The organism is Thermosulfurimonas sp. F29, from assembly GCF_019688735.1.
In the GTDB taxonomy this organism is placed as follows: Bacteria; Desulfobacterota; Thermodesulfobacteria; order Thermodesulfobacteriales; family Thermodesulfobacteriaceae; genus Thermosulfurimonas_A.
In genome coordinates, this window is sequence record NZ_JAIFYA010000003.1 from 92,049 (window position 1) to 113,197 (window position 21,149).

Below are 21,149 nucleotides of genomic sequence, written 5' to 3' on the forward strand. Positions count from 1 at the left end.
CGATCTTTGCGTGTTAAGGATAAGGCCCGGAGGGAGGCTTCCCCATGGAGACCAGGGTCTATGTCCTGCGGCACGGTCAGACCCACGCCAATGCCGAAGGGAGGTTTGCCGGGCGCACTCCGGAACCCCTCACCGAAAAGGGGCGCGAGCAGGCTCGTCGGGCCGGGGAGTACCTCCGTTCCGATCCACCGATCCGGATCTATGTGAGCCCCCTGCGCCGCACCCGCGACACCGCCGAGCTTATGCTCGAGGCCCTGGGACGCCGGGCGGAGGTGGTGGAGGAGCCGGGATTTCTGGAGATCTCCATCCCCCCCTGGGAGGGGCGTTTTAAGCACGAACTGCGGGCCGATCCGGTCTTTCAGTACGAGGTGTGGTCGAAAAGCCCTCATCGATTCTTTATTCCCGGTTGCGAGACCCTTCCCGAGGTTTACGGGCGGGCCGTGCGGGCCATGGAAGAAGTCTTCCACCGCGAGTCCAGTCGCACCGTGGCCGTGGTTACCCACATGGTGGTGGTGCGCTGTCTCCTGGTGCATTACCTGGAGCTACCCCTTGCGGCCTATCGCACGGTCCCCGTGCCCAATGCCCTTCCGGTGCTTCTCCGCCGCCGGGGGCTCGAGGTCTCCGTGGAGGTGCCTTTCGGAGGAGGACGGGAAGCCGAAGAGATGCGGGCCTTTCTGGAGGGGGTTCGTCCGTGAAAAGGGCCCTTAAGATCTCCGCCCTGGTTCTGGCGGGTTTTCTGCTCCTTGCGGTGGCCCTGGGGTTTCTGCTCCCCTACATAGTGAACCTTTCCGCGGTAAAGGACCGGGTGGCGCAAAGGCTTTCCCGCACCCTAAAGGCCGAGGTCTCGGTAGGGACCCTTCGGTTCCGGGTCTTCCTTCGCCCCGGACTTTCCGCGGAGGAAGTACGCATCAGGGCACCCAGTTATCTTCTCTCCGTCAGAAGCTTGCGCCTTTACCCGGAGGTAATCCCGCTTCTTCACCGGAAGATCGTCATAAGGAGTTTCGCCCTGGAGTCCCCGCATCTCACCGTAATCCTTCCGGAGAGCCGGGGGAAAAGGCCCCTTTCCGTGAGGGAGATCGTCCGGCGCCTTCCGGTCCTACCGGCCATGGAGGTGCGGGTGTCCGGGGGGCGGCTGCGCCTTCTACGGGGGGAGGTCTTCCTCCTGGAACTCACCGACCTTTCGGCGGAGGTGGCCACCCGTCCCGAACAGATCCTGGTGGAACTCAAGGGGACCCCCTCCTTCGCCCGCAGTCTTCGTCTCAAAGGGCGGCTGAACCTGAAAGAGGCCTCGGCGGAAGGACTCCTGGAGCTCTCCCGGGTGGATCTAGCCGCCTTACGGCTCCTTAAGGATTATCTTCCGCTTCCCGTGCGGAAGACCGACTTTTCCCTTTCCCTGGCCTATACCTACGAGGACGGCTCCCTGGTGGCGGGTTTCAAGGGTTCGGCTCCCTGCGTTCTCTTCGAGAAGGAACCGGATCTCCTCTTTTCCTGCGCCGCCTTCGAGGGACAATTTTCGGTCTCAAAGGCCGGTTTCGAGGTCCTTTTCAGGAATCTCGACTTTAAGGAGCCGGAGCTGCGGGGGGAACTCACCCTGCGCAAACAGTCCGGGGCCTACGAGCTGGCCGCCCGACTGAGTAGCCTCGACTTTACCGCGGTCCGGGAGCGCCTCCTGCGCATTTTCCCGAAAAACAAAGGGCTTGCCCACCTTTTCTCCACGGTGCGCGGGGGCGTCTTCTCGGACCTGGAATTTCGGTCCCGGGCTCCCGAACTTTCCGGTCTTTTCCGTCCGGAAAACTTCATCCTTTCGGCCCGGGTGCGGGAAGGGGCGGTTCGTCTCTCCCGCCCGGCCCTGGATCTTTCCGGGGTCTCGGGGACTCTCTCCCTGATCATGGGGGACCTGACCTTCAAGGGCTCGGCCCGGCTCCCGGAGCTTACCGTTAATAAAGCTTCGGTTCGGGTGCACCTTCGCGACCGGAAGGCCCCCCTGAGGGTCGCGGCCGGGTTTTCCGGCGAGTCCGCGAGGCTCCTTTCGGTGGCGCGCTCGGTCTCGCCCCGGGTGGAAAGGGCCCTTTCCTTCCTGGCGGTGCGCGGCCCGGTTTCGGGAAGCCTCGAGGTGTCCGGGTCGCGCGAAAAGCCCCGGGTAAGGGTGCGTCTCAGACCCGAACGGATCTCCCTCAGGATGAACGCCCTGCCCTGGCCCCTCACCGTCTCCGGAGGGACCTTCTCCCTCCGGGGGAAAAAACTGAGTCTTTCCGGCTCCCGGATCTCCGGTCCTCCCGGCTCCCTGCGGATCTCGCTGGACCTTGACTTTTCCCGCAGGCCCTATCGAATCCGTCTCAGCGAGGCCCGGGGAAGGGTGATCCTGAAGCCCCTTCTTCCGCTCCTCTTTCGTTCCGCGGAGATTAAAAGGCTCTGGGAATCCCTCCGGCTCTCGGTAAAGGAGGTGGAAATCGCCTCCCTGACCTATCAGGGACCGCTTACCGGAAAGGCCCTCCGCGCCGGAGTCCGCTTCCAGGGAAAAGTCCTTGCGGGAAGCCTCTTCGTTAAAGCCCTCGGTATTCCCCTTCAATTCCGCGGCCTGCCCCTCACCTATCGACCCGGACATCTGGGCTTCGGTCCGGGGGAATTTGAGGTACTGGGGGCCGGCCTCGTCCTTTCCGGCACGAAGGACCTCCGCACCGGGACTCTCTCCCTGCGCGGCTCCGGGGAGGTCTCGCGAAACCTTCTCGTGCACCTTTACGAAAGACTCCACCTCCCTCAAAGATTCCTGCTGACCTCTCCCCTCCGTCTGAAAAACCTCGACCTTTCCCTTCCGGGAAAGGGACGGCTCCGGTTGACCCTTTCCCTGGAAACATCCCGGGGAGCCGCCCTTGAGGCCACCCTGGAACGGGATGAAAACGGTTTCGTCGTGAGAGACGGCCGTCTCCTTTTCCGGGAAGAGACCCTGACCTTTTCCTTTGAGAAGGTCCCGATGGAGTACAGGGTGAACCTGAAGGGGGAACTTTCTCCACGGGTTCTCACCGCCCTTTTTGAGGAAAATCCCGGGCTCAGGGGCTACTTCCGGGCCGACTTTGAGACGGACTTCAATCTCTCCCATCCCCTCCTTTCCCGCTTCCGGGGCCGTCTGGAGGGAGAGGGCCTGATCCTTCCCGTGCGAGGCTCTCCGCGGGTGGAGCGTTTTCGTCTCCGCGGAGCCGGACGCGTGTTCCACTTCGAGGAACTGGTGGCCCGCGTGGGCCGTTCGGACTTCACCGCCACCGGGAGGCTCGAGGTGGCCCCGGGCAATTTTCTGATCGAGGGGAACCTGGTCTCCGACTTCCTGGATCTTCCTTACCTGAAACAAACTCTTTTTCTCCGAAAAAAGAAAACTTCCCCGCGGCTCCGGGTGGCTGGTCATATGACGCTCAGATGTCACCGGCTTCGGCTATCCGAAAATAAATTCCTGGAAGACTTTGAGGGGGAAATCTTTCTTTATGCTCCGGGCGGTCGGGTAGTAATTTCCAGAGCTCGTTTCTGCGGTCTCCCTCTCGAAGGAGATTACCGTTTCGGCCGTCGCAAACAGCTCAACCTCAATATTTATGAACCCCGGGGGAATTTCGAAGTTCTCTGGTCATGCCTTTCCCCGGGCCAAAAAGTGTTTATTACGGGGCCCTTTAGTCTCCGGACCGAAATCCATCTCGGTGGAAGCCGAAATCTTTTCGAGGAGGGCCGGGGTACATTTTCACTCTACTCCCCCTCCGGAGAAATCCGCCGATTCGGACTCCTCGCCAAGATCTTGGGTTTTCTCAGTCCCATCGATCTCTTCAAAGGACAGATTCCCTCCATGGAGAAAAGCGGCTTCCCTTATCAGAAGCTTTCGGTAAAGGGAAAACTTTCCGGATCACGGTTTCATGTAGAAAGCGCCCACCTTGACGGGCCGGGATTGAGACTCTTCGCCTCCGGAGATGTATTTCTTCCCGAGGGAAGGCTTGACCTTACCGTCCTGGCTTCACCTTTTAAAACGGTAGATACCCTGGTGAGCCGCATTCCGGTGGTGGGTTTCGTTCTCACCGGGAAGAAGAAAATGCTGGTCTCCTTCCCCATCGGGATCCGGGGTACCTATAAGGATCCTACCATCCTTCCTCTGGATCCCAAGGCTATCGGAGAAGGGGTCTTCAATATCTTCAGGCGCGTCTTTGAACTCCCGGCTCATGTGGTGATACCGAAGAAGTAGTTTCTGAATGAAAAAACATATAAATGAGGCTTCAACTCCTCTCATCCCTTTTAATGACATACATCTTTTAAAAACGGCCCTTTACATTTATAAGGCTTTGGAGTATTAAGGAACGAGTAAAACCGGAGGATAAAAATTTTAGGGTTGAGGAGGTGTGCTTATGAAGCGATGGTTGGGGTTATTTCTGGCGTTCTTATTAATGGTACCAATGGTACCCGGGGGCCTCAGGGCCTACACCGGGGTCTCGCAGGAGGAACTGCTTCAGAAGATTGAACAGCTCGAAAAGGAACTCCAGGCCCTGAAGAAGCAACTACAGGAGGTGAAGCAGGCCCAGGAGGAGACCAGCGACACCGTGGACGAGATGAGCGACCTGGTGGAGAAGTTCAAGGACAATGCCGGAAAATTCAAAATCTGGGGTGACATCCGCACGAGGATTGATTCTACCCGGGCTTATGTGCCGGCGAATCATTATATGTTTACCTATGTTCCGACTTTTGCGCAGATGCCAAACGGGATGAGGAATTTATTAAATGGGTATGGTTTTGTTGCTGTTGGTGGAATGTTGAATCAGACTTTTCAGGCTTTGTTGCCTGCTTTGCAGGCTGACCCTAATGCTGCTGACCTTTTGAGGCAAATGAATGACTTGCCTACTTCTGTTAGAAATTCTTTAATGAATATGCGCCTAGTTGATATGGTTGGTCATCCTATTATTGATAATTCGGGTAATATCATCGGTTGGGATGGTGGCATTCAGATGCCCGTGGATGAAAGAACTGTAAACGCTCTGGCCCGGGCGGCTCGCAAGCAGCACCGTGAAAACGACACCATCTGGACCAACCGGATGCGTATCAACTTTAAGGTCAATCCCACGGAGAACACCAATGTAAAGGTCCGTCTTTCCTACTACAAGGTCTGGGGAATGAGTAACGATTATATAGCTCCAGGCCTCTTTCCGCCTCAGAGCAGCAACTTTTCTTTCGGCGTGCGTCCCTCCGACAGCCGACTTTATGTGGATCGGGCCTATTTCAACTGGGTGAATGTGGGCGGCTACCCCATCTGGATCTCCTTCGGTCGCCGGCCCACCACCCACGGCTCCCCGCAGCACCTGCGCGAGGGGCTCGACAAGAAGGAGGCTTCTCCCTCCGGTATCAACATTGACATTCCCTTCGATGGGGCCACCCTCGGGTTCCAGTATCGCTGGCCCTGGCCCGGGCGCATCCGCTTTTGTTACGGTCGCGGTTTCGAGTCCGGCTTCAAGCTCCCCATTGACCGGGCCAAGGACGATGTGGACTTCTACGGCTTCGTGTGGGATGTGCTGGACGACCCCGACCGCAACATGATGCTTATCGTGCAGGCCTTCAAAGCCGAGGGCGTGATGGACTTTCCGGATGGCGAGTGGTACATGTTCAACCCGGTCTTCAACGCCTGGATGCCCTTTGCGGTTACCACCCAGAACAACCTTGGTGATATTTACGAGCTCGGTGCCACCTGGATTCACAAAGTTGATATTCCTTATCTTGGTCTTGAAGGTGTAGATTACTTTGTCTCGGTCGGAGTTTCTATCACCGATCCGGACGACTGGGGTTACATGGGGATCCCCATCGATCATAATGGAAACTATCTTATGATGTACTATAGCCTTCTTGAGGGTCCGTATCTTACGCTGGCCAATCCGGCCAATGGAATTCAGCCCGGTGATCTCTGGAATCCTAAGGATGCCGGTCTGGATCTCGATACCCATACCGGCTGGGCGGTTTATGTGGGTGCGCGGATCCCGCTTCCCTGGGTGCCCGGGGCCAAGCTCGGTCTGGAGTACAACTACGGCTCCAAGTGGTGGCTGCCCTTCATGGTGGCTACGGACGATATTTACTTCAATAAGCTCGCCACCCGCGGACATGTGGCCGAGGTCTACTGGATCCAGGATCTTCCCGCCGGCGAGGCCCTTTCCAAGTACGCCCGTGTGTTTCTGCGCCTCGGCTTCCAGTACTACTGGTTTAATTACACCGGAAGTGGCGTGTGGCTCGGCCGTCCCTATGCCATTAAGGGCGACCTCGACGATACGGATAGCGTGACCATGTTCCAGCCCATCGACCACATGTACAACTTCTACGCCTCCTTCGAGGTCTACTTCTAGGGTAATCACTCTCAATTTTCTCTCAAAAAAGGGGCGGGATTCTCCCGCCCCTTTTTATTTAAACTTGAAGATTTTTTACGGAGGGCTAAGCTATAAAAGAAAGGGAGTTTATACATGCCCGAAGTCTTTTTCTTCAAACTCGCTATAATCCTTTATACCATATCCGCGGTGGGTTTTTTTATTTACTTTTACACCCTGCGTCCGGAAGCTCTGAAGGGAGCCCGCCGGGTGTTGCTGTTCGGGTTCGCGGTGCACACCTTAAGTCTCGTCCTCCGGCTCAAGGCCCTCAAGGCTCCCCCGGTGACCTCCTTTCACGAGGCCACCTCTTTTCTGGCCTGGTCGGTGGTGGGAGTGTACTTCTTCCTCTCCTACCGGGGGCCCAAGGTTTATACCCTGGGGACCTTTCTGGCGCCGGTGGTCCTCTTTCTGATGATCGTCTCGGCGGTCTCACCGGCCACCCTTCTGCCCCTCCCTCCGCCTCTGAGGAGTTTCTGGCTTCCCATCCACGCGGTAATCTCCCTTCTTTCCTACGCCTTTTTTCTGGTGGCGGCGGTGGCCGGTCTCATGTATCTCCTTCAGGAAAGACAGGTCAAACGGAAGACCCTCGGGGGGATCTTCCGGCGACTCCCCCCTCTGGAATCCCTGGATCGGCTGAACGAGGTGTGTCTAAAGTACGGTTTTCCTCTCCTCACTCTGGGGATCATCACCGGGGCTCTCTGGGCGGAAAAGGCCTGGGGCACCTACTGGAGCTGGGATCCCAAGGAGACCTGGTCCCTTATCCTGTGGCTGATCTACGCGGCTCTTCTCCACGAACGGCTCATCGTGGGCTGGCGGGGCCGCCGGGCCGCCTTCATGGCTCTTCTGGGCTTTGTGGTATGGATAATCAGCTTTTTTGTGGTAAATCTCCTTTTCCCGGGACTTCACGGCTATGGAAGGTGGACCTAAGGAACAAATCCTCCTCGTAGGTCTCAATCACCGCACCGCCCCGGTGGAGGTGCGGGAACGGTTCGCCCTGGACAAAAAGGGCGGGTCTCCTCTGGAGATCCTGCGCGAGAATCTTCCCGGAGCAAACGAGGTCTTCTTCCTTTCCACCTGCAACCGGGTGGAATTCCTGCTGATCTCGGAGGATCCCGAGGGAGTTCTGGAAAACCTCAAGGCCATACTCTCGCGGGAGACGGGGCTTTCCCGGGAGGAGTTCGAGCCCCACCTTTATGTAATGCGCAACATGGAAGCGGTGCGACACCTCTTCCGGGTGGCCTCCGGGCTGGACTCACTGGTGCTCGGGGAGCCCCAGATCCTGGGCCAGGTCAAGGAGGCCTATCGGGAAGCCGCGGCGCGACGCACCACCGGTCCCATCCTGAATCGCCTGCTCCACCGCACCTTTTCCGTGGCCAAGAGGGTGCGCACCGAGACCGGCATCGGTTCCTATGCGGTCTCGGTAAGTTACGCCGCCGTGGAACTGGCCAAGAAGATCTTCGGTTCCCTGAAGGGAAAGACCGCCCTTCTGGTGGGAGCCGGGGAGATGGCCGAGCTCGCCGCCCAGCACCTCCTCGGGGCCGGGGTGGAGAGGATGCTGGTGGCCAACCGGACTCTGGCCCGGGCCGTGGAGCTCGCCGAACGCTTCCGGGGAGAGGCCTACAGCCTGGAGGAGCTCACCGAGTGCCTACTGGCCACCGACATAGTGATCTCCTCCACCGGGGCTCCGGGGTATGTCATCACCCGGGACATGGTGAAGCCCCTCCTGCGGAAACGCCGCCTGCGCCCCCTCTTTTTCATAGACATTGCCGTGCCCCGGGATGTGGAACCGGCGGTTAACGATCTGGAAAATGTGTATGTCTTCGACATCGACGACCTCAAACAGGTGGTGGAAGAAAACCTGGGGCGGAGAAGGAAAGAGGCCCTGAGGGCGGAAAGGATCATCGAGGAAGAGGTCCTAAAGTTCGAACGCTGGTGGCGGGAACTGGCCGTATATCCCACCATCAAGGCCCTGAGGGAGAAGGCGGAGGCCATCCGTCGGCGGGAACTGGCCCGTACCCTTCCGCGACTTCGTGATCTTTCTCCGGAGGAACGGGAGGCCCTTGAGGTCATGACCGAGGCCATCGTCCAGAAACTCCTCCACGCCCCCATCACCTATCTCAAGGCCGGCTACCACCGCATGGGCCGGGAGGCCATTACCACGGTAAGACGAGTCTTTGACCTGGACGGTGATCTGGAGACCCTCCTCACGAAAGAGTGGCCCCCCGAGCACGAAAAACTCGGCAAGAAATCCTAGAAGGGCAGGTCGTCGTCCGGCGGGGGCTCGGGAAGCTCTTCCCTGCCTTCACCGGAAGCAAACCCCGCCGAGCCTGCAGGAGGGGGCTCCGGAGTCTCACGACGCCCGTCCAGCATCCGCATGTCGCTGGCCACGATCTCGGTGATCCAGCGTTTCTGACCCTCACGATCCTCAAAGGATCGGGTGCGGAGACGCCCCTCGATGTAAACCTGGCGTCCCTTGGTGAGGTACTCTCCGCAGATCTCGGCCAGACGACCGAAGGCCACTATCCGATGCCATTCCGTATGTTCCTGGCGTTCCCCGTTTTTGATCCGCACCTCGTTGGTGGCGATCCGAAAGGTGGCCACCGGCTGGCCCTCCGCGGTGTAGCGAATTTCGGGATCGGCCCCGAGACGCCCGATAAGAATGACCTTGTTTACGCTCATTACCCTTACCCCTCCATAACCTTTAGGTAAACCTTTCTGGTGCGGGGCCCGTCGTACTCGGCGAAAAAAATGCGCTGCCAGGTACCCAGAACCGGGCGACCGTCCTCCACCAGGATGGAAAGGCAGGGTCCGGTAAGGCTGGCCTTCACATGAGCCGGAGAGTTTCCCTCAAGGTGGCGATAAGCGTAATCGTAGGGAGCCAGACGCTCGTACACATTGAGAATGTCCTCGGCCACCGCGGGATCCGCCCCTTCGTTGATCACCAGACCGGCCGTGGTGTGAGGCACATAGAGAAAACAGACCCCACTCTTCACCCCCTTCAGCCGGCGGGCCACCTCCTCGGTAATGTCGATAAATTGGGCTCTGGCCGTGCTCTTTACGGTGATGACCTCCATGACCGCCTCCCCCGGGTGGTTCTTTAAAACTATAGTCCCTCCTCTCCGCTTGTCAAAGCCCTGCGAGAAATCGAGCCTCAGGGAGACTTTTTCCGAAACAGGGTTTATAATTTTAGATATCCAGACTTCCCCGGGGGATTTACCGATGGAAACAGCGGCCTGCAAAGACATGGAAACCTACCGGGTGGTTAGTTTCGCCGACATCGTAAGGGCCCTTAAGACGAAGCCCGAGTGGCTCGAAGAGATCCGAAAGATTATCCTCACCTCCGAATTGATGGATCTACCCCGGAAGTTCGACGAACTCCTGAAAAAGGTGGAAAAACTGGAAGAGGATGTCGTGGTGCTCAAGCAGGATGTAGCGACGCTCAAGCAGGATGTAGCCGTGCTCAAAGAGGATGTGGCCATACTCAAACAGGATGTGGACATGCTCAAACAGGATGTGGCCGTGCTCAAACAGGATGTGGACATGCTCAAACAGGATGTGGCCGTGCTCAAGAAAGACATGGCTTATCTTAAGGGAGAGTTCGGTCGTTTCAAGGGCAAGGACTTTGAACGCACCATTCGGGAGAGGTATCCGGCCTACTTCGGAAGGATTCTCCGAAAGTGCCGAATAATCGACTGGGAAACCCTTCTTTCCATGGCTGACGAGGCTGAAGAGAGAGGTCTGATCACTGAACAGGAAAGGGAGGACCTGTTAAGGGTGGATCTGGTGGTTAAGGGAGAGATAAGGAAGACCCGTAAACCGGTGATCCTGGTGGTGGAAGTGTCCTATGCCTTGCACGAGGGGGACCTCCAGAGGGCCCGGAAACGCGGTGAAATGTTCAGTCGATTCTGCGAGGAGGAAGTGATTCCGGTGGTAATAGGGACGGAAATAAAAGACGAAATAGAAAGAAAGGCCGAGGAGGAAGGGATTCTGGTAATCAAAACCTCCTATTAATCGTTGGGGGCTTCGCCCCCAATGCGGGAGCCGAACTTAACCGGAAATTTTGGCGGAAAGCAGGATAGGTTGCCAAAGATCCGTTTAAGGGGCATAATGGCCTGAAGATCGGTTTTCGGAGGGGAACCCATGCTGGTAAAGGACTGGATGACCGAAGATGTAATCGTTCTCGACGAGAATGCCTCCATAATGAAGGCCTCTCAGATCATGAAGGAAAACAACATCCGACGGATTCCGGTGGTGCGGGCCGGGAAACTGGTGGGGATCGTGAGCGACCGGGACATAAAGGAGGCCACGCCCTCCAAGGCCACGGCCCTGGATGTGCACGAACTTTATTACCTCCTTTCCGAGGTACGGGTAAAGGACATCATGACCCCGGATCCCATCACGGTGCGCCCGGAGGACACCGTGGAATACGCCGCGGTGCTCATGCTGGAAAACCGCATCTCCGGACTTCCGGTGGTGGACGAGGAGAACCGGGTGGTGGGGATAATAACCCAGACCGATGTCTTCAAGCTCTTCGTGAACATTACCGGGATCTATTACGGGCCCATTCAGATCGGTCTGGAGGTGGAAGCCCCCATCGCCCTAGACGAGATCACCAGGATCGTGGCGGAGCACGGGGCCCAGATCATAAGCATCCTCACCTACCGGGAGGAGATCGACAGCCCCAGACGCCAGGTCTTCGTGCGCATCAAGGATCTTCCCGAGGAAAAGCTTCGGGACCTTCTGCGCACCCTGGAGGAACGCTACCGGGTGCGTTACTGGGCCAGAGACGATGTTAGCCGCATCAGGTTGCGGGACATTAGCGCCACCAGAAAAGCCATCTTAGAGGAAAGCCTCGCCGAGGCCTGAGGGGGGGCACCTCCCTGATCTCGGGGACCAGTTTATCCGGGTAGGGAAGCCAGATCTCCTCCGTTTTCCCGGAAGGGGTCCGATCCCGAAAGGGCACGAAGGTGATTCCTTCGGGCACGGGAAAGTCCTTCCCGGAAAGGGGAACCCCTCGCATGACCTCCACCCAGATGGGACAGGCGGCCCGACCGCCGGTCTCAAGCCTTCCCAGGGTCCTGGGAGTGTCGTACCCCACCCAGACCCCGCAGGTATAGCGAGGGGTAAATCCCACGAACCAGGCGTCCTGATACGAATCGGTGGTCCCCGTTTTCCCGGCGGCCGGAACCCCGAGAACCCTGGCGCAGCGTCCGGTGCCCTCCCGGACCACCTCTTTGAGGAAGAAGGTCATCACATAGGCGGTCTCCCGGGAAAGGATCCGCCGGCTCCGGGGATGGGCGCGGTAAACTTCCCTTCCCTCCCGATCGTATATAACGGCTACCAGGTGGGGCTGAACGAGAGCCCCCTGATTGGGGAACACGGTATAGGCCCGGGTGAGTTCCCAGGGAGAGACCCCGATGGTGCCCAGGGCCACGGATAGATTGCGGGGGAGGATCGCGGAAATTCCCACCGTTTTAAGGGTCTCCTCCACCTCGCCCAGACCGAGGGCGCGGGCGATCTTCACCGCCACGGTGTTTCGGGAGTCCACCAGGGCGGTGCGCAGAGAAATTATCCCCAGATACCGATGGTCGAAGTTGCGAGGACGCCAGAGTTCTTCCGGACTCCCTCCGGGAAGCACCACCGGTTCGTCCATGACCAGGGAGTCCGGACGCAGCAGCCCTTCCTCCAGGGCCCGGGCCCAGAGAAAGGGTTTCAGGGCCGAACCCGGCTGTCTCCTCGCAAAAACGGCCCTGTTAAACTGCGACTTGCGAAAATCGCGCCCTCCGATGACAAGACGCACCTCTCCGCTCTCGTTCTCCAGACATACCGCGGCCACCTGAGGAATCTCCCGGGAGTGATGCCGGCGAGGTATTTCGGAAAGCCTCCTGAGCACCCCGGGAAGGACCTTCTCCTGCCAGTTAAGATCCAGAGTAGTGTATATTCGGTAGCCCCCGGTGAGCAGACGCTCCCTCCCCAGCATGCGTTCCAGACGGCGCCGGACTATCTGCAAAAAGTAACCGGCCCGGGGATCCGGCGAGAAGTCCATGGGATGAAGCCGCAGGGGGGTCTTCTCGGCCCGACGGGCGGTATCCCAGGTGATGTAGCCCTCCTCGGCCATGCGCCTGAGCACATAGGCCCGCCGCTTGAGAGCTGCCCGGGGATTGCGCAGGGGGTTGTAGCGACTGGGGGCCGGAGTGAGACCGGCGATCAGAGCGGCCTCCGGGAGGGTCAATTCCCAGACATGTTTCCCGAAGTAGGTGAGCGCCGCGGCCTCCACCCCGTAGGCACCGGCCCCCAGATAGATGTGGTTGAGGTAGATGTTCAGGATCTCGTCCTTGGAAAGGGCCTTGTCGATCCTCCAGGCCAGAATGGCCTCCCGAATCTTCCGGGAAAGCGTCCTTTCCGGGGAAAGGAGCAGCGCCCGGGCCACCTGCTGGGTGATGGTGCTGCCCCCCTGCACCACCCTCCGGGCCCGGATGTCCGCAATGAGGGCCCGAAGGATGCTCACGAAGTCTATGCCCTTGTGCTCGTAGAACCGGGCGTCCTCGGCGGCCACGAAGGCCTGAATGAGATAGGGGGGCATTTTGGCCAGCGGCACAGGAAAGCGTCTTTCCGTGTACCAGTAAGCAATGGGGGTTCCGTTCCTATCATAAACGACGGTGGTGGCCGGGGGGCGGTAGTGTTTGAGGGACGAGATGTCCGGGAGCTCCAGGCGGAGATAGAGGTAAAGGCCCGCGAGAACCATCCCCAGGGCCAGGGCAGCTGCCGAGAGGAAGAGCACCGAGAGGTGATAGTAAGAAAGTTTCGTCTTGCCCAGAGAACTCACCCCCGAGGTTCGGATTTATCCTCAGACCCGGGGCCTGGCCTTGAGGGAACGCAGCCGGTTCAGCGTCGCGGCCATCTCGAACCGGCGCACATACGCCAAATCCCCCCGCAATTCCCTGGCCAGCACTCCCCCTCTTTCCTCCCGCAGCTCCCTTTCCAGTTCGGAGACCGCCTCCGGAACGGTCTTTCCCTCCCGAAGAAGCTCTCGCAGACGGGGGAAGAGCACTCCCAGGGTGCGCACCTGATCCGGCGAAACGAGTTGCTCCACCGCGGACAGGTCGATTCTCTCCCGGGCCACCGTGAGCCCCTCCACGCCCAGCACCTTGATCTTGAGTTCTCCCCGGGGAAGCCCGTCGGAGAGGACCTCTCGCACGGGAATGCGTTCAAATGGCCGGGGGCGTTCCGTCTTTCGCCCGGAAGGATAGGCGGCCACGATCTCCCGGGCCCTGGCCGTCACCACCCGCGGACGAAAGTGATCCATGGCGATCACCGTATCGGCCACCTCCAGGTAGTCCCCGCTGCCTCCCATAACCAGGACCGTGGAGACCCCGAACCGTTCGTAGAGTTCCCGCACCCGGTCGATAAACGGGGTGATGGGTTCCTTCTCCTTGGCGATGAGGGCCTGCATGCGGGCGTCGCGGATCATGAAGTTGGTGGCAGAGGTGTCCTCGTCCAGAAGCAAAACCTTAGCCCCCACCTCCAGGGCCTCCATGATGGCCGCGGCCTGACTGGTGGATCCCGAGGCACAGGGAGTTTCAAAGTTTTCCGTGCTCTTACCGAAGGGGAGGTTGTTTATGAAGGGCGAGATGTCCACCCCGGCCACGGAGCGACCGTCCTCGGCCCGGATCTTTACCGTTTCGTAGCGGGAGACCACCAGCTCTCGCCCGTCTCCCGGACGATGATTGTAAACGCCGAGCTCAAGGGCCCGGAGCAGGGTGGACTTTCCGTGGAAACCGCCCCCCACGATAAGGGTCACTCCCTCGGGGATCCCCATCCCCCGCACCCGCCCCCGGTTGGGAAGCTCCACCTCCACGGCGAGTTCGGGGGGCACCTCAAAGGGCACCGCGTCCCGGGCCGGACGGGGATCCACCCCCGAGGCCCGGGGAAGTACCGCCCCCTCCCCCACGAAGGCCACCAGACGAAGCTCCCCGAGCCTGGCCCGGAGGTGTTCAGCGTCCTCGTAGGTCTCCACGAAGGAAAAGAGTTCCCGGGTATCCAGGTTCCGATAGAAAAGGCCTCCGGCCACCAGGCGGGGGAGGATCTCCCCCAGCAGCTCCCAGGCCTCCCGGGCCAGGATTCGGCGTCCGGCGGCGGGAAGCCCCACGAAAAACCGGGCCTCCACCGTGCCGTCCTCCTCCACCAGCACCGCCGAGCGGGGCAAAAGTTCCTGACCGGGACCGTGCACCACGATGAGGCCGCTTTTTCCCGAACCACGGTGTTCGGAAAAGCGCCGGGCCAGACGCTGCAACCGATCCGCCAGGTAGTTTTCCAGCCCCACCCGCCGGGCCGCGTTGGCGTAGGCCGAGGAGGGTAGCCCGGCCACCTCCGCCGGCACCCGCACCCTCACCCGACTGGGAGGGGCAAAGGGATCGGCCTGCACCCGGTCTATGTGAAGGATAAAGCCCGGGAAACGGTAGGTGCCCTTCAGCTCTTTGTAAGCCCCGTAACCCTTACCGTCCAGCCGGAAAAGAAGCCTGCGTAACCTTTCCATTTGCCCACCGACGAAATTTTTGCTTTAATAACATAAAAGAAAACCGACGACCATCCAATGGCTTCCGATCTTGAATTTTACAAAGCGGTCCTGGACCTCTTCCCGGGTATGGTCTCGGTGGTATCTCCGGAGTTTCGAGTCCTCTATGCTAACGAGGCCCTAAAAAGACGCTGCGGAGAAAACCCGGAGGGTAAACTCTGCTACGAGGCCTTTCACGACCTCAAAGAACCCTGCCCCTGGTGTAAAAAGGACGAAGTCCTCCGAACCAAAAAGATCTTCTTGCGGGAAGTGTTCAGTCCCAAAGACCATCGCTGGTACGAAATCAGAAGTGCGGCTTTTAAAGCAGGGAAAAGCTGGGGCTATCTTTCGGTTATCCTGGATATTACGGAAAAGAAAGAGCTTGAACAAAAATTAAACAAACAAATCGAATTTTATACCAGGATACTTCACGAAAATCCTATTCTCATCCTATTTAGCCGCGAAGGGAAAATCTCCTTTGTCAACCGGACATTCGAAAAGATAACCGGTATCAAACCGGAGGAAGTTCAGGGACATGGCATATTCGATACGATTGTCCCGGAAGAGGACCTGGAATCCTGGAAAAAACATTGCGAGGAGGTCCAGCGCGGAATATTCAAGGCGGGGGTGGAGCTTCCAATTAAAACCGCAAAAGGGAACAAAAGGTATCTTCTCTGGAACTGCATGCAGGTGGAGGATCCGGAGGGGGGCCCCATCATCATAGGGATGGCCGTGGACATCACCCGGCAGAAGGAGCTCTTCGAACAGTACCTTCAGGCCCAGAAGATGGAAAGCCTGGGGCGTTTCACCGGGGTGCTTCTTCACGAGTTGAACAACCTCTTCATGGCCCTTCAGGGATACCTGGGAGTGGCCAAGCTGCGCCTTTCCGAGCCGGAGGCCCTGCGGGGGTATCTGGAGAAAATGGAGGGCCTCATCGAGCGCTGGCGCAACATGAGCCGGGACCTTCTGGCCTTTGCCCGGCGCTCGCCCGGAGGAACCGAAATACTCGATCTAGCCGAATTTCTTCACCGTCAGGCCGAAACCCTGAAACATCTTTTGGGTTCTAAGATCCAACTCCACCTGGAGGTTCCGGAAAGGGGACTTCGCGTAAGGATAAACGGAGTTCACCTTCAGCAGATCCTTCTTAATCTTGCGGCCAACTCCCGGGAGGCCATGCCGGAGGGGGGAGAGATCCGGCTTCGTCTCGAAAAAGTGACCCTCTCCGAGGAAACCGTGGCCCTTCTCGGAATTCAGGCCGGAGATTACGCCCTTCTCACCTTTGAGGATAACGGGCCGGGAATCGCCCCCGAGATCATACCGCACATCTTTGAACCTTACTTCACCACCAAGGAAGAGGGCACCGGTCTGGGGCTGGCCACGGTCTATTCCCTGGTCAAACAATACCAGGGACATGTGGCCGTCTACAGCACCCCGGGAAAGGGTGCCACCTTCAAGATTTATCTTCCCCTTACCGACGAAGATGATCGAAAAAAACTGGAGGTATCCGGAGTAGAAATTCTGGTAGTGGAGGAAGACCCGGATCTCCTGGAAATTATAGAAGAAATGATGCGTTCTCTGGGGTACAAGCCTTATGTGGCTCGGAGCTTTTCCGAAGCCCGGGAACTACTGGATTACGGACTCCGTCCGGAAGTACTCTTTTCGGACTTCGAGCTCAAAAATGAAAGCACCAGGGATTTTTTCAGAGAAATGAAAGAACGCTTTCCTGAGCTGAGGTTCATCATCGCTACCTCTTACCAGGAAAATGTGGTGCGCAAAACCCTTTCCGGAATGAAGAATCTTTACTATATTCACAAGCCCTTCACCCTGGAGGAATTAAGAAATATCCTGGAAAAGGCTGCTCCAGGTGTGTGAGGATATTCTGCGGGCCTTCCTATCCTACCTCAAAGACGAGAAGAACTACTCCGGCCACACCCTTCGGGCCTATCGTCGGGACCTTGAGGAATACCTGGCCTTTCTTTCCGGTCCCCCGGAGGAGGCCGAACTTTCCGACCTCCGGGCCTTTGTGATCCAACTGCGTCGTCGGGTCTCCCCCCGCACGGTGGCCCGCAAGCTTTCGGCCATCAAGAGTTTCTATCGTTTTCTTTTGCGAAAGGGGTTTTTGCGGGAGACCACCCTCCTGGCCCTTCCGGGACCCAGACTTTCCCGGGATCTTCCCCGGGTGCTCACCGTGGACGAGGCCCTGGCCCTCGTGGAAACGCCCCCCGGGAAAGACTTTCTCGGGCTCAGGGATCGGGCCGCGCTGGAGCTCCTTTACGGCGCCGGGCTTCGCGCCGCGGAGGCCTGCGGACTCCGGCTCGGAGACCTTAATCTGGAGGTTCGCCTCCTGCGCGTCCGCGGAAAGGGCCGAAGGGAACGTCTCGTGCCCCTCGGACGCAAGAGCGTAGCGGTGCTCAGGGAATATCTTTCCGCCCGAAAGAGCTTCCTGGACTCCCTCCAGCGGGAAAACGACCACCTCCTCCTGAATTGCCGCGGCGAACCTCTTTCCACCAGGAGCCTCCAGCGGATCGTTAAGAGGTACGCGTCCGTCCTGGGGCTTTCCGGGGTGCATCCGCATGTCCTCCGGCATTCCTTCGCCACGCACCTTCTCGAGTCCGGAGCGGACCTGAGAAGCATCCAGGAAATGCTGGGACACAGCCGTCTTACCACCACCGAACGCTACACCCATCTCGACTTCGGGCACCTGGCCCGGGTTTACGACCGGGCTCATCCCCGCGCCCTTGCCAAAAAGCCCCAGTGTGATAAGGATTAACGACATGTTAAAGGGAACCACGGTGGTGGCGGTGCGCCGGGGCGGGCGGGTGGTGCTGGCCGCCGACGGGCAGGTCACCCTGGGCGATACGGTGATCAAACACGGGGCCCGTAAGGTGCGCCGCCTTTACAAGGGACAGGTGCTGGTGGGGTTTGCCGGATCCACGGCCGACGCCCTCACCCTTTTCGAACGGCTGGAGAAGAAGCTCGAACTTTACAGCGGGCACCTGGTCCGCGCGGCCGTGGAGCTGGCCAAAGACTGGCGCACCGACAAGCTCCTCCGGCGGCTCGAGGCCCTTCTCATAGCCTGCGACCGGGACAACATCCTCCTCATCTCCGGGGCCGGGGATGTGATCGAACCCGACGAGGAGGTCCTGGCCATAGGTTCCGGAGGGCCCATGGCTCTGGCCGCGGCCAAGGCCCTCCTGCGGCGAACCGAACTTTCGGCCCGGGAGATCGCCGAGGAGGCCCTGCGGATCGCCGGTGAAATCTGCGTCTACACCAACCAGAACATTACCGTAGAGGAGCTATGAAGGCCTTAACCCCCAGAGAAATCGTTTCCGAACTGGACAAGTACATCGTGGGGCAGCAGGAGGCCAAGAAGGCCGTGGCCATTGCGCTGCGGAATCGCTGGCGCCGTCAGCAGGTCCCCCCGCCGCTCCGGGACGAGATCTATCCCAAAAACATCATCATGATCGGACCCACGGGGGTGGGGAAGACCGAAATCGCCAGGCGTCTGGCCCGGCTCTCGGGTTCCCCCTTTCTCAAGGTGGAGGCCACCAAGTTTACCGAGGTGGGATATGTGGGACGCGATGTGGAATCCATGATCCGTGATCTCACCCACATCGCGGTACAGATGGTCAAGGCCGAGGAGGAAGAGCGGGTGCGGGAACGGGCCCGCCGGCTGGCCGAGGAGCGGGTGCTGGACCTTCTGGTACCTCCCACGCCTCAGCGCCCGGAGGGAGACAGTGAGACCCGCGAAAAGTTTCGCCGCATGCTCCGGGACGGAAAGCTGGACGATCGCTATGTGGAGCTAGAGGTGGAGACCCGGCCCCCGGCTCCCATGGTGGAGGTGTTCGCCGCCTCCGGTCTTGAGGAGATCGAGCAGCAACTCCGGGAGATGATGAGCACCCTCTTCCCCCGGAAACAGAAGCGTCGGCGGGTTAAGGTGCGCGAGGCCCTGGAAATCCTTACCAAGACCGAGGCCGAAAAGCTCATCGACATGGAGAAGGTGACGCGGGAGGCCATCCGGCGCACCGAAACCAGCGGGATCATCTTCATAGACGAGATCGACAAGATTGCCAGCCGCGGCGAGGGACACGGCCCGGATGTGTCCCGGGAAGGGGTGCAGCGGGATTTGCTCCCCATCGTGGAGGGCACCACGGTGAACACCCGCTACGGCATGGTCCGCACGGATCACATCCTCTTCATCGCCAGCGGGGCCTTCCATGTGGCCAAACCCTCGGACCTCATCCCCGAACTCCAGGGCCGTTTCCCCATCCGGGTGGAGCTGAAGCCCCTGACCCGGGAGGACTTCGTGCGCATCCTCACCGAACCGGAAAACGCCCTGGTCAAGCAGTACAAGGCCCTCCTTTCTACCGAGGGGGTGGAGCTGGAATTCACCCGGGACGGGCTTGAGGAGATCGCCAGGATTGCCTACGAGGTGAACGAGCGCACGGAGAACATAGGCGCCCGGCGGCTTTACACGGTAATGGAAAAACTTCTGGAGGAGATCTCCTTTTCCGCTCCGGACATCGCTCCCACCCGGGTGGTAATCAACGGCGATTATGTGCGGGAAAAACTCTCGGAGATCGCCACCGACCTGGATCTCTCGAGGTTCATTCTCTAAATCTCGAGCACCATGCCGTCGTAGGCCGCACTCACCGGTATTCCGGTCTCCCGGGAGAGCTTCTGGGCCACCTGCTTGGGATTGGCCCGGATCATGGTCATTCCGAAGTGGGTGAGCACGGCCCGCTCCGGGCGCAGTTCCTGGATCATCTCCTTCACATTGGCCACGCACAGGTGCTGCACCTGGGGTGAGGGGTGAGGCCTGTAGCGCACCACATTGAAGATCAACACATCACAGTCACGATAACTCTCGATCAGCCCCCGGAAGTAAAGGGTGTCCACCACGAAGCCCACGCGTTTGCCGGAAAGCTCCAGGACCACGCCGTAGGTCTCGGCCGGGTGGTGATGTCGCACCGAGGTGCGAAAGGCGATCTCTCCCAGCCTATATTCCTGCTGGGGAAGAAGGATCTCCACCCGTTCCAGGTAGGGACGCAGGTAGGGAAGTAGCACGGCGTTTTCCCCGTAAAGCCCCTCGCGGGGGATAAACACGGTCCCTCTGCGCTTAAGGCCGCCCTCGGTTAGGGCGTCCACCAGGATGTTGAGGTCCGCGGAATGATCCAGATGCACATGGGTGACGATGAGGCCGGTGAGCTTTTCCACGCGGATCTTCTCCCGGGCCAGGTAAACCAGGGTCCCCGGTCCGGGATCCAGAACCAGACGGGTCCCGTCGGCCTCGATGTACACGCCTCCCGAGGCCCGCAGTTGCCGGGCCACCACATACCGGGCCCCCGCCGTCCCCAGAAACACTATTCGCGCCATCTCCGTCCCCTAAAAATAACCACTCCCCTCCCTTCCCGCAAAATCCGAAAAATAGGATCCGATCCTATTTTTGGAGAGTGAGAAAGAATCGGTTGAGCTTGATGGTCGCGGAAAAGGCGTTCAATCCCGGGCGGGCGAATTCCAGTTCCCTTACCCGAAGGACCCGGCTCTTCAGGGCGCGAAAATAGGGGCGTCTTTTGGGGGGAAGGGGATTCCTATTCATGGGTCCCACCTGATAAATGTAGACCTCCGGGGCCAGGGCCAGAATCCTTTCCGGAGAGATGAGCACATGTTTGCGGGGCACGGCCACGAGGTTGCGCCCTCCGGCCACGCGAATGATGTCGTTCACGATGCTCCGGCTTCCGGCCACCTTTAGAGGCGTGGCGCTAACCTCGTAAACCACGGTGACCGGACGGGGAAGGGGTTTCACTTCCGCGAGTTTTTTCCTGAGGGAGGCCACCAGGTCTTCGGCCTCGCGCCGGCGTCCCAGGACCTCTCCCAGAGCTTCTATGCGGGCGAGAATCTCCTCCAGCGTCCGGGGATCGTAGCGAAAGATCCGGGCCTTAAACCGACGGGCCGCCTCCTCGGGAAAGGCCCGGCGGGAGCCCACGACGAGGAGATCCGGACGAAGGGCCCGGATCAGTTCCAGGTTGGGACGCAGGTGGGACCCCACCCGCACCGCCCGGGGGTAGGTCCGATCGTGTCGGGTAACCCCCACCACTTCCCCGTCGGGGACTCCCAGAGCCCGCAGGACCGGACTGGCCGCGGGGTAAAGCACCACGATGCGCAAACCGAAGGCCACCGAAACGCCCGTGCAGAAGAGTACCAGGCCTAGAATCAGAGTCCTCATCCTC

The 21,149-nt window shown here is 59.4% G+C and carries 17 protein-coding genes; 11 read left to right on the forward strand and 6 right to left on the reverse strand.

Features of this window, described 5'->3' with window-relative positions; translation table 11 throughout:
- The first annotated feature begins 44 nt into the window (after positions 1-44).
- The 5 genes from K3767_RS08820 (at position 45) to hemA (ending at position 8,619) form a co-directional block, all read left to right on the forward strand.
- Positions 45-695: a histidine phosphatase family protein gene (locus K3767_RS08820; protein WP_221173220.1), complete on the forward strand. Its 651-nt coding sequence runs from the start codon at positions 45-47 to the stop codon at positions 693-695.
- On the forward strand, positions 692-4,213 hold the full coding sequence (locus K3767_RS08825) for an AsmA-like C-terminal domain-containing protein (RefSeq protein ID WP_221173221.1): 3,522 nt from the start codon (positions 692-694) through the stop codon (positions 4,211-4,213). The genes K3767_RS08820 and K3767_RS08825 overlap by 4 nt, the downstream gene beginning before the upstream one ends.
- Positions 4,214-4,373: 160 nt before the next feature.
- Positions 4,374-6,347, forward strand: a complete 1,974-nt coding sequence (locus K3767_RS08830; protein WP_221173222.1) for a DUF3373 family protein — start codon at positions 4,374-4,376, stop codon at positions 6,345-6,347.
- A gap of 114 nt (positions 6,348-6,461) precedes the next feature.
- A complete protein-coding gene (gene ccsB / locus K3767_RS08835; RefSeq protein WP_221173223.1) occupies positions 6,462-7,292 on the forward strand; it encodes a c-type cytochrome biogenesis protein CcsB in 831 nt (276 codons plus the stop codon).
- Positions 7,276-8,619 carry a glutamyl-tRNA reductase gene (gene hemA, locus K3767_RS08840; protein WP_221173224.1) on the forward strand — a complete coding sequence of 448 codons (1,344 nt, stop codon included), beginning with the start codon at positions 7,276-7,278 and terminating at the stop codon, positions 8,617-8,619. Before ccsB ends, hemA begins: the two co-directional genes overlap by 17 nt.
- Here the strand turns inward: hemA and K3767_RS08845 are convergent.
- Both K3767_RS08845 and K3767_RS08850 read right to left on the reverse strand, forming a co-directional pair.
- Entirely contained in the window at positions 8,616-9,044 is a 429-nt protein-coding gene (locus K3767_RS08845) for a single-stranded DNA-binding protein (RefSeq protein ID WP_221173225.1), read from the reverse strand. The two genes, hemA and K3767_RS08845, sit on opposite strands and share 4 nt — an antisense overlap.
- A 5-nt stretch (positions 9,045-9,049) precedes the next feature.
- Entirely contained in the window at positions 9,050-9,439 is a 390-nt protein-coding gene (locus tag K3767_RS08850; protein ID WP_221173226.1) for a secondary thiamine-phosphate synthase enzyme YjbQ, read from the reverse strand.
- Positions 9,440-9,584: 145 nt separating this feature from the next.
- Here K3767_RS08850 and K3767_RS08855 point away from each other — a divergent pair, with 145 nt between their 5' ends.
- Together K3767_RS08855 and K3767_RS08860 are read left to right on the forward strand one after the other, a co-directional pair.
- Positions 9,585-10,376 carry a hypothetical protein gene (locus tag K3767_RS08855; protein ID WP_221173227.1) on the forward strand — a complete coding sequence of 264 codons (792 nt, stop codon included), beginning with the start codon at positions 9,585-9,587 and terminating at the stop codon, positions 10,374-10,376.
- Between the two features lie 129 nt (positions 10,377-10,505).
- Positions 10,506-11,231, forward strand: a complete 726-nt coding sequence (locus tag K3767_RS08860) for a CBS and ACT domain-containing protein (protein ID WP_221173228.1) — start codon at positions 10,506-10,508, stop codon at positions 11,229-11,231.
- Here the strand turns inward: K3767_RS08860 and K3767_RS08865 are convergent.
- The gene (locus K3767_RS08865) at positions 11,182-13,191 is read right to left on the reverse strand and encodes a penicillin-binding protein 1A (protein WP_221173229.1); all 2,010 of its coding nucleotides are present in this window, start codon (positions 13,189-13,191) and stop codon (positions 11,182-11,184) included. The genes K3767_RS08860 and K3767_RS08865 overlap by 50 nt on opposite strands.
- Positions 13,192-13,212: 21 nt before the next feature.
- Positions 13,213-14,901 (reverse strand): ABC-ATPase domain-containing protein, encoded by a 1,689-nt coding sequence (locus K3767_RS08870; protein ID WP_221173230.1) that lies wholly within the window; start codon positions 14,899-14,901, stop codon positions 13,213-13,215.
- 57 nt (positions 14,902-14,958) lie between these two features.
- Between K3767_RS08870 and K3767_RS08875 the strand changes: the two genes are divergently transcribed.
- Genes K3767_RS08875 through hslU form a run of 4 tightly spaced genes read left to right on the forward strand, consistent with a single transcriptional unit; the run spans position 14,959 to position 19,537 of the window.
- Positions 14,959-16,791, forward strand: coding sequence for a PAS domain-containing sensor histidine kinase (locus K3767_RS08875; protein ID WP_221173231.1), 1,833 nt, complete (start codon positions 14,959-14,961; stop codon positions 16,789-16,791).
- Entirely contained in the window at positions 16,784-17,689 is a 906-nt protein-coding gene (locus K3767_RS08880) for a tyrosine recombinase XerC (RefSeq protein ID WP_221173232.1), read from the forward strand. Before K3767_RS08875 ends, K3767_RS08880 begins: the two co-directional genes overlap by 8 nt.
- Positions 17,690-17,693: 4 nt before the next feature.
- Entirely contained in the window at positions 17,694-18,221 is a 528-nt protein-coding gene (gene hslV / locus K3767_RS08885) for an ATP-dependent protease subunit HslV (RefSeq protein WP_221173233.1), read from the forward strand.
- Positions 18,218-19,537, forward strand: a complete 1,320-nt coding sequence (hslU, locus tag K3767_RS08890) for an ATP-dependent protease ATPase subunit HslU (RefSeq protein WP_221173234.1) — start codon at positions 18,218-18,220, stop codon at positions 19,535-19,537. The genes hslV and hslU overlap by 4 nt, the downstream gene beginning before the upstream one ends.
- Here hslU and K3767_RS08895 read toward each other — a convergent pair.
- Positions 19,534-20,295, reverse strand: coding sequence for an MBL fold metallo-hydrolase (locus K3767_RS08895; protein WP_221173235.1), 762 nt, complete (start codon positions 20,293-20,295; stop codon positions 19,534-19,536). The two genes, hslU and K3767_RS08895, sit on opposite strands and share 4 nt — an antisense overlap.
- Positions 20,296-20,359: 64 nt before the next feature.
- Positions 20,360-21,145 carry an ABC transporter substrate-binding protein gene (locus tag K3767_RS08900; protein ID WP_221173236.1) on the reverse strand — a complete coding sequence of 262 codons (786 nt, stop codon included), beginning with the start codon at positions 21,143-21,145 and terminating at the stop codon, positions 20,360-20,362.
- Positions 21,146-21,149 lie beyond the last annotated feature (4 nt).

Bases quoted from the DNA above. Each gene is read 5' to 3' on its own strand.
- K3767_RS08830 (WP_221173222.1), top strand. From the start codon at position 4,374: ATGAAGCGATGGTTGGGGTTATTTCTGGCGTTCTTATTAATGGTACCA.
- hslU (WP_221173234.1), top strand. From the start codon at position 18,218: ATGAAGGCCTTAACCCCCAGAGAAATCGTTTCCGAACTGGACAAGTAC.
- K3767_RS08820 (WP_221173220.1), top strand. From the start codon at position 45: ATGGAGACCAGGGTCTATGTCCTGCGGCACGGTCAGACCCACGCCAAT.
- K3767_RS08855 (WP_221173227.1), top strand. From the start codon at position 9,585: ATGGAAACAGCGGCCTGCAAAGACATGGAAACCTACCGGGTGGTTAGT.
- K3767_RS08900 (WP_221173236.1), bottom strand. From the start codon at position 21,145: ATGAGGACTCTGATTCTAGGCCTGGTACTCTTCTGCACGGGCGTTTCG.
- K3767_RS08860 (WP_221173228.1), top strand. From the start codon at position 10,506: ATGCTGGTAAAGGACTGGATGACCGAAGATGTAATCGTTCTCGACGAG.
- K3767_RS08875 (WP_221173231.1), top strand. From the start codon at position 14,959: ATGGCTTCCGATCTTGAATTTTACAAAGCGGTCCTGGACCTCTTCCCG.
- K3767_RS08870 (WP_221173230.1), bottom strand. From the start codon at position 14,901: ATGGAAAGGTTACGCAGGCTTCTTTTCCGGCTGGACGGTAAGGGTTAC.
- K3767_RS08850 (WP_221173226.1), bottom strand. From the start codon at position 9,439: ATGGAGGTCATCACCGTAAAGAGCACGGCCAGAGCCCAATTTATCGAC.
- ccsB (WP_221173223.1), top strand. From the start codon at position 6,462: ATGCCCGAAGTCTTTTTCTTCAAACTCGCTATAATCCTTTATACCATA.
- K3767_RS08895 (WP_221173235.1), bottom strand. From the start codon at position 20,295: ATGGCGCGAATAGTGTTTCTGGGGACGGCGGGGGCCCGGTATGTGGTG.
- hemA (WP_221173224.1), top strand. From the start codon at position 7,276: ATGGAAGGTGGACCTAAGGAACAAATCCTCCTCGTAGGTCTCAATCAC.
- hslV (WP_221173233.1), top strand. From the start codon at position 17,694: ATGTTAAAGGGAACCACGGTGGTGGCGGTGCGCCGGGGCGGGCGGGTG.
- K3767_RS08845 (WP_221173225.1), bottom strand. From the start codon at position 9,044: ATGAGCGTAAACAAGGTCATTCTTATCGGGCGTCTCGGGGCCGATCCC.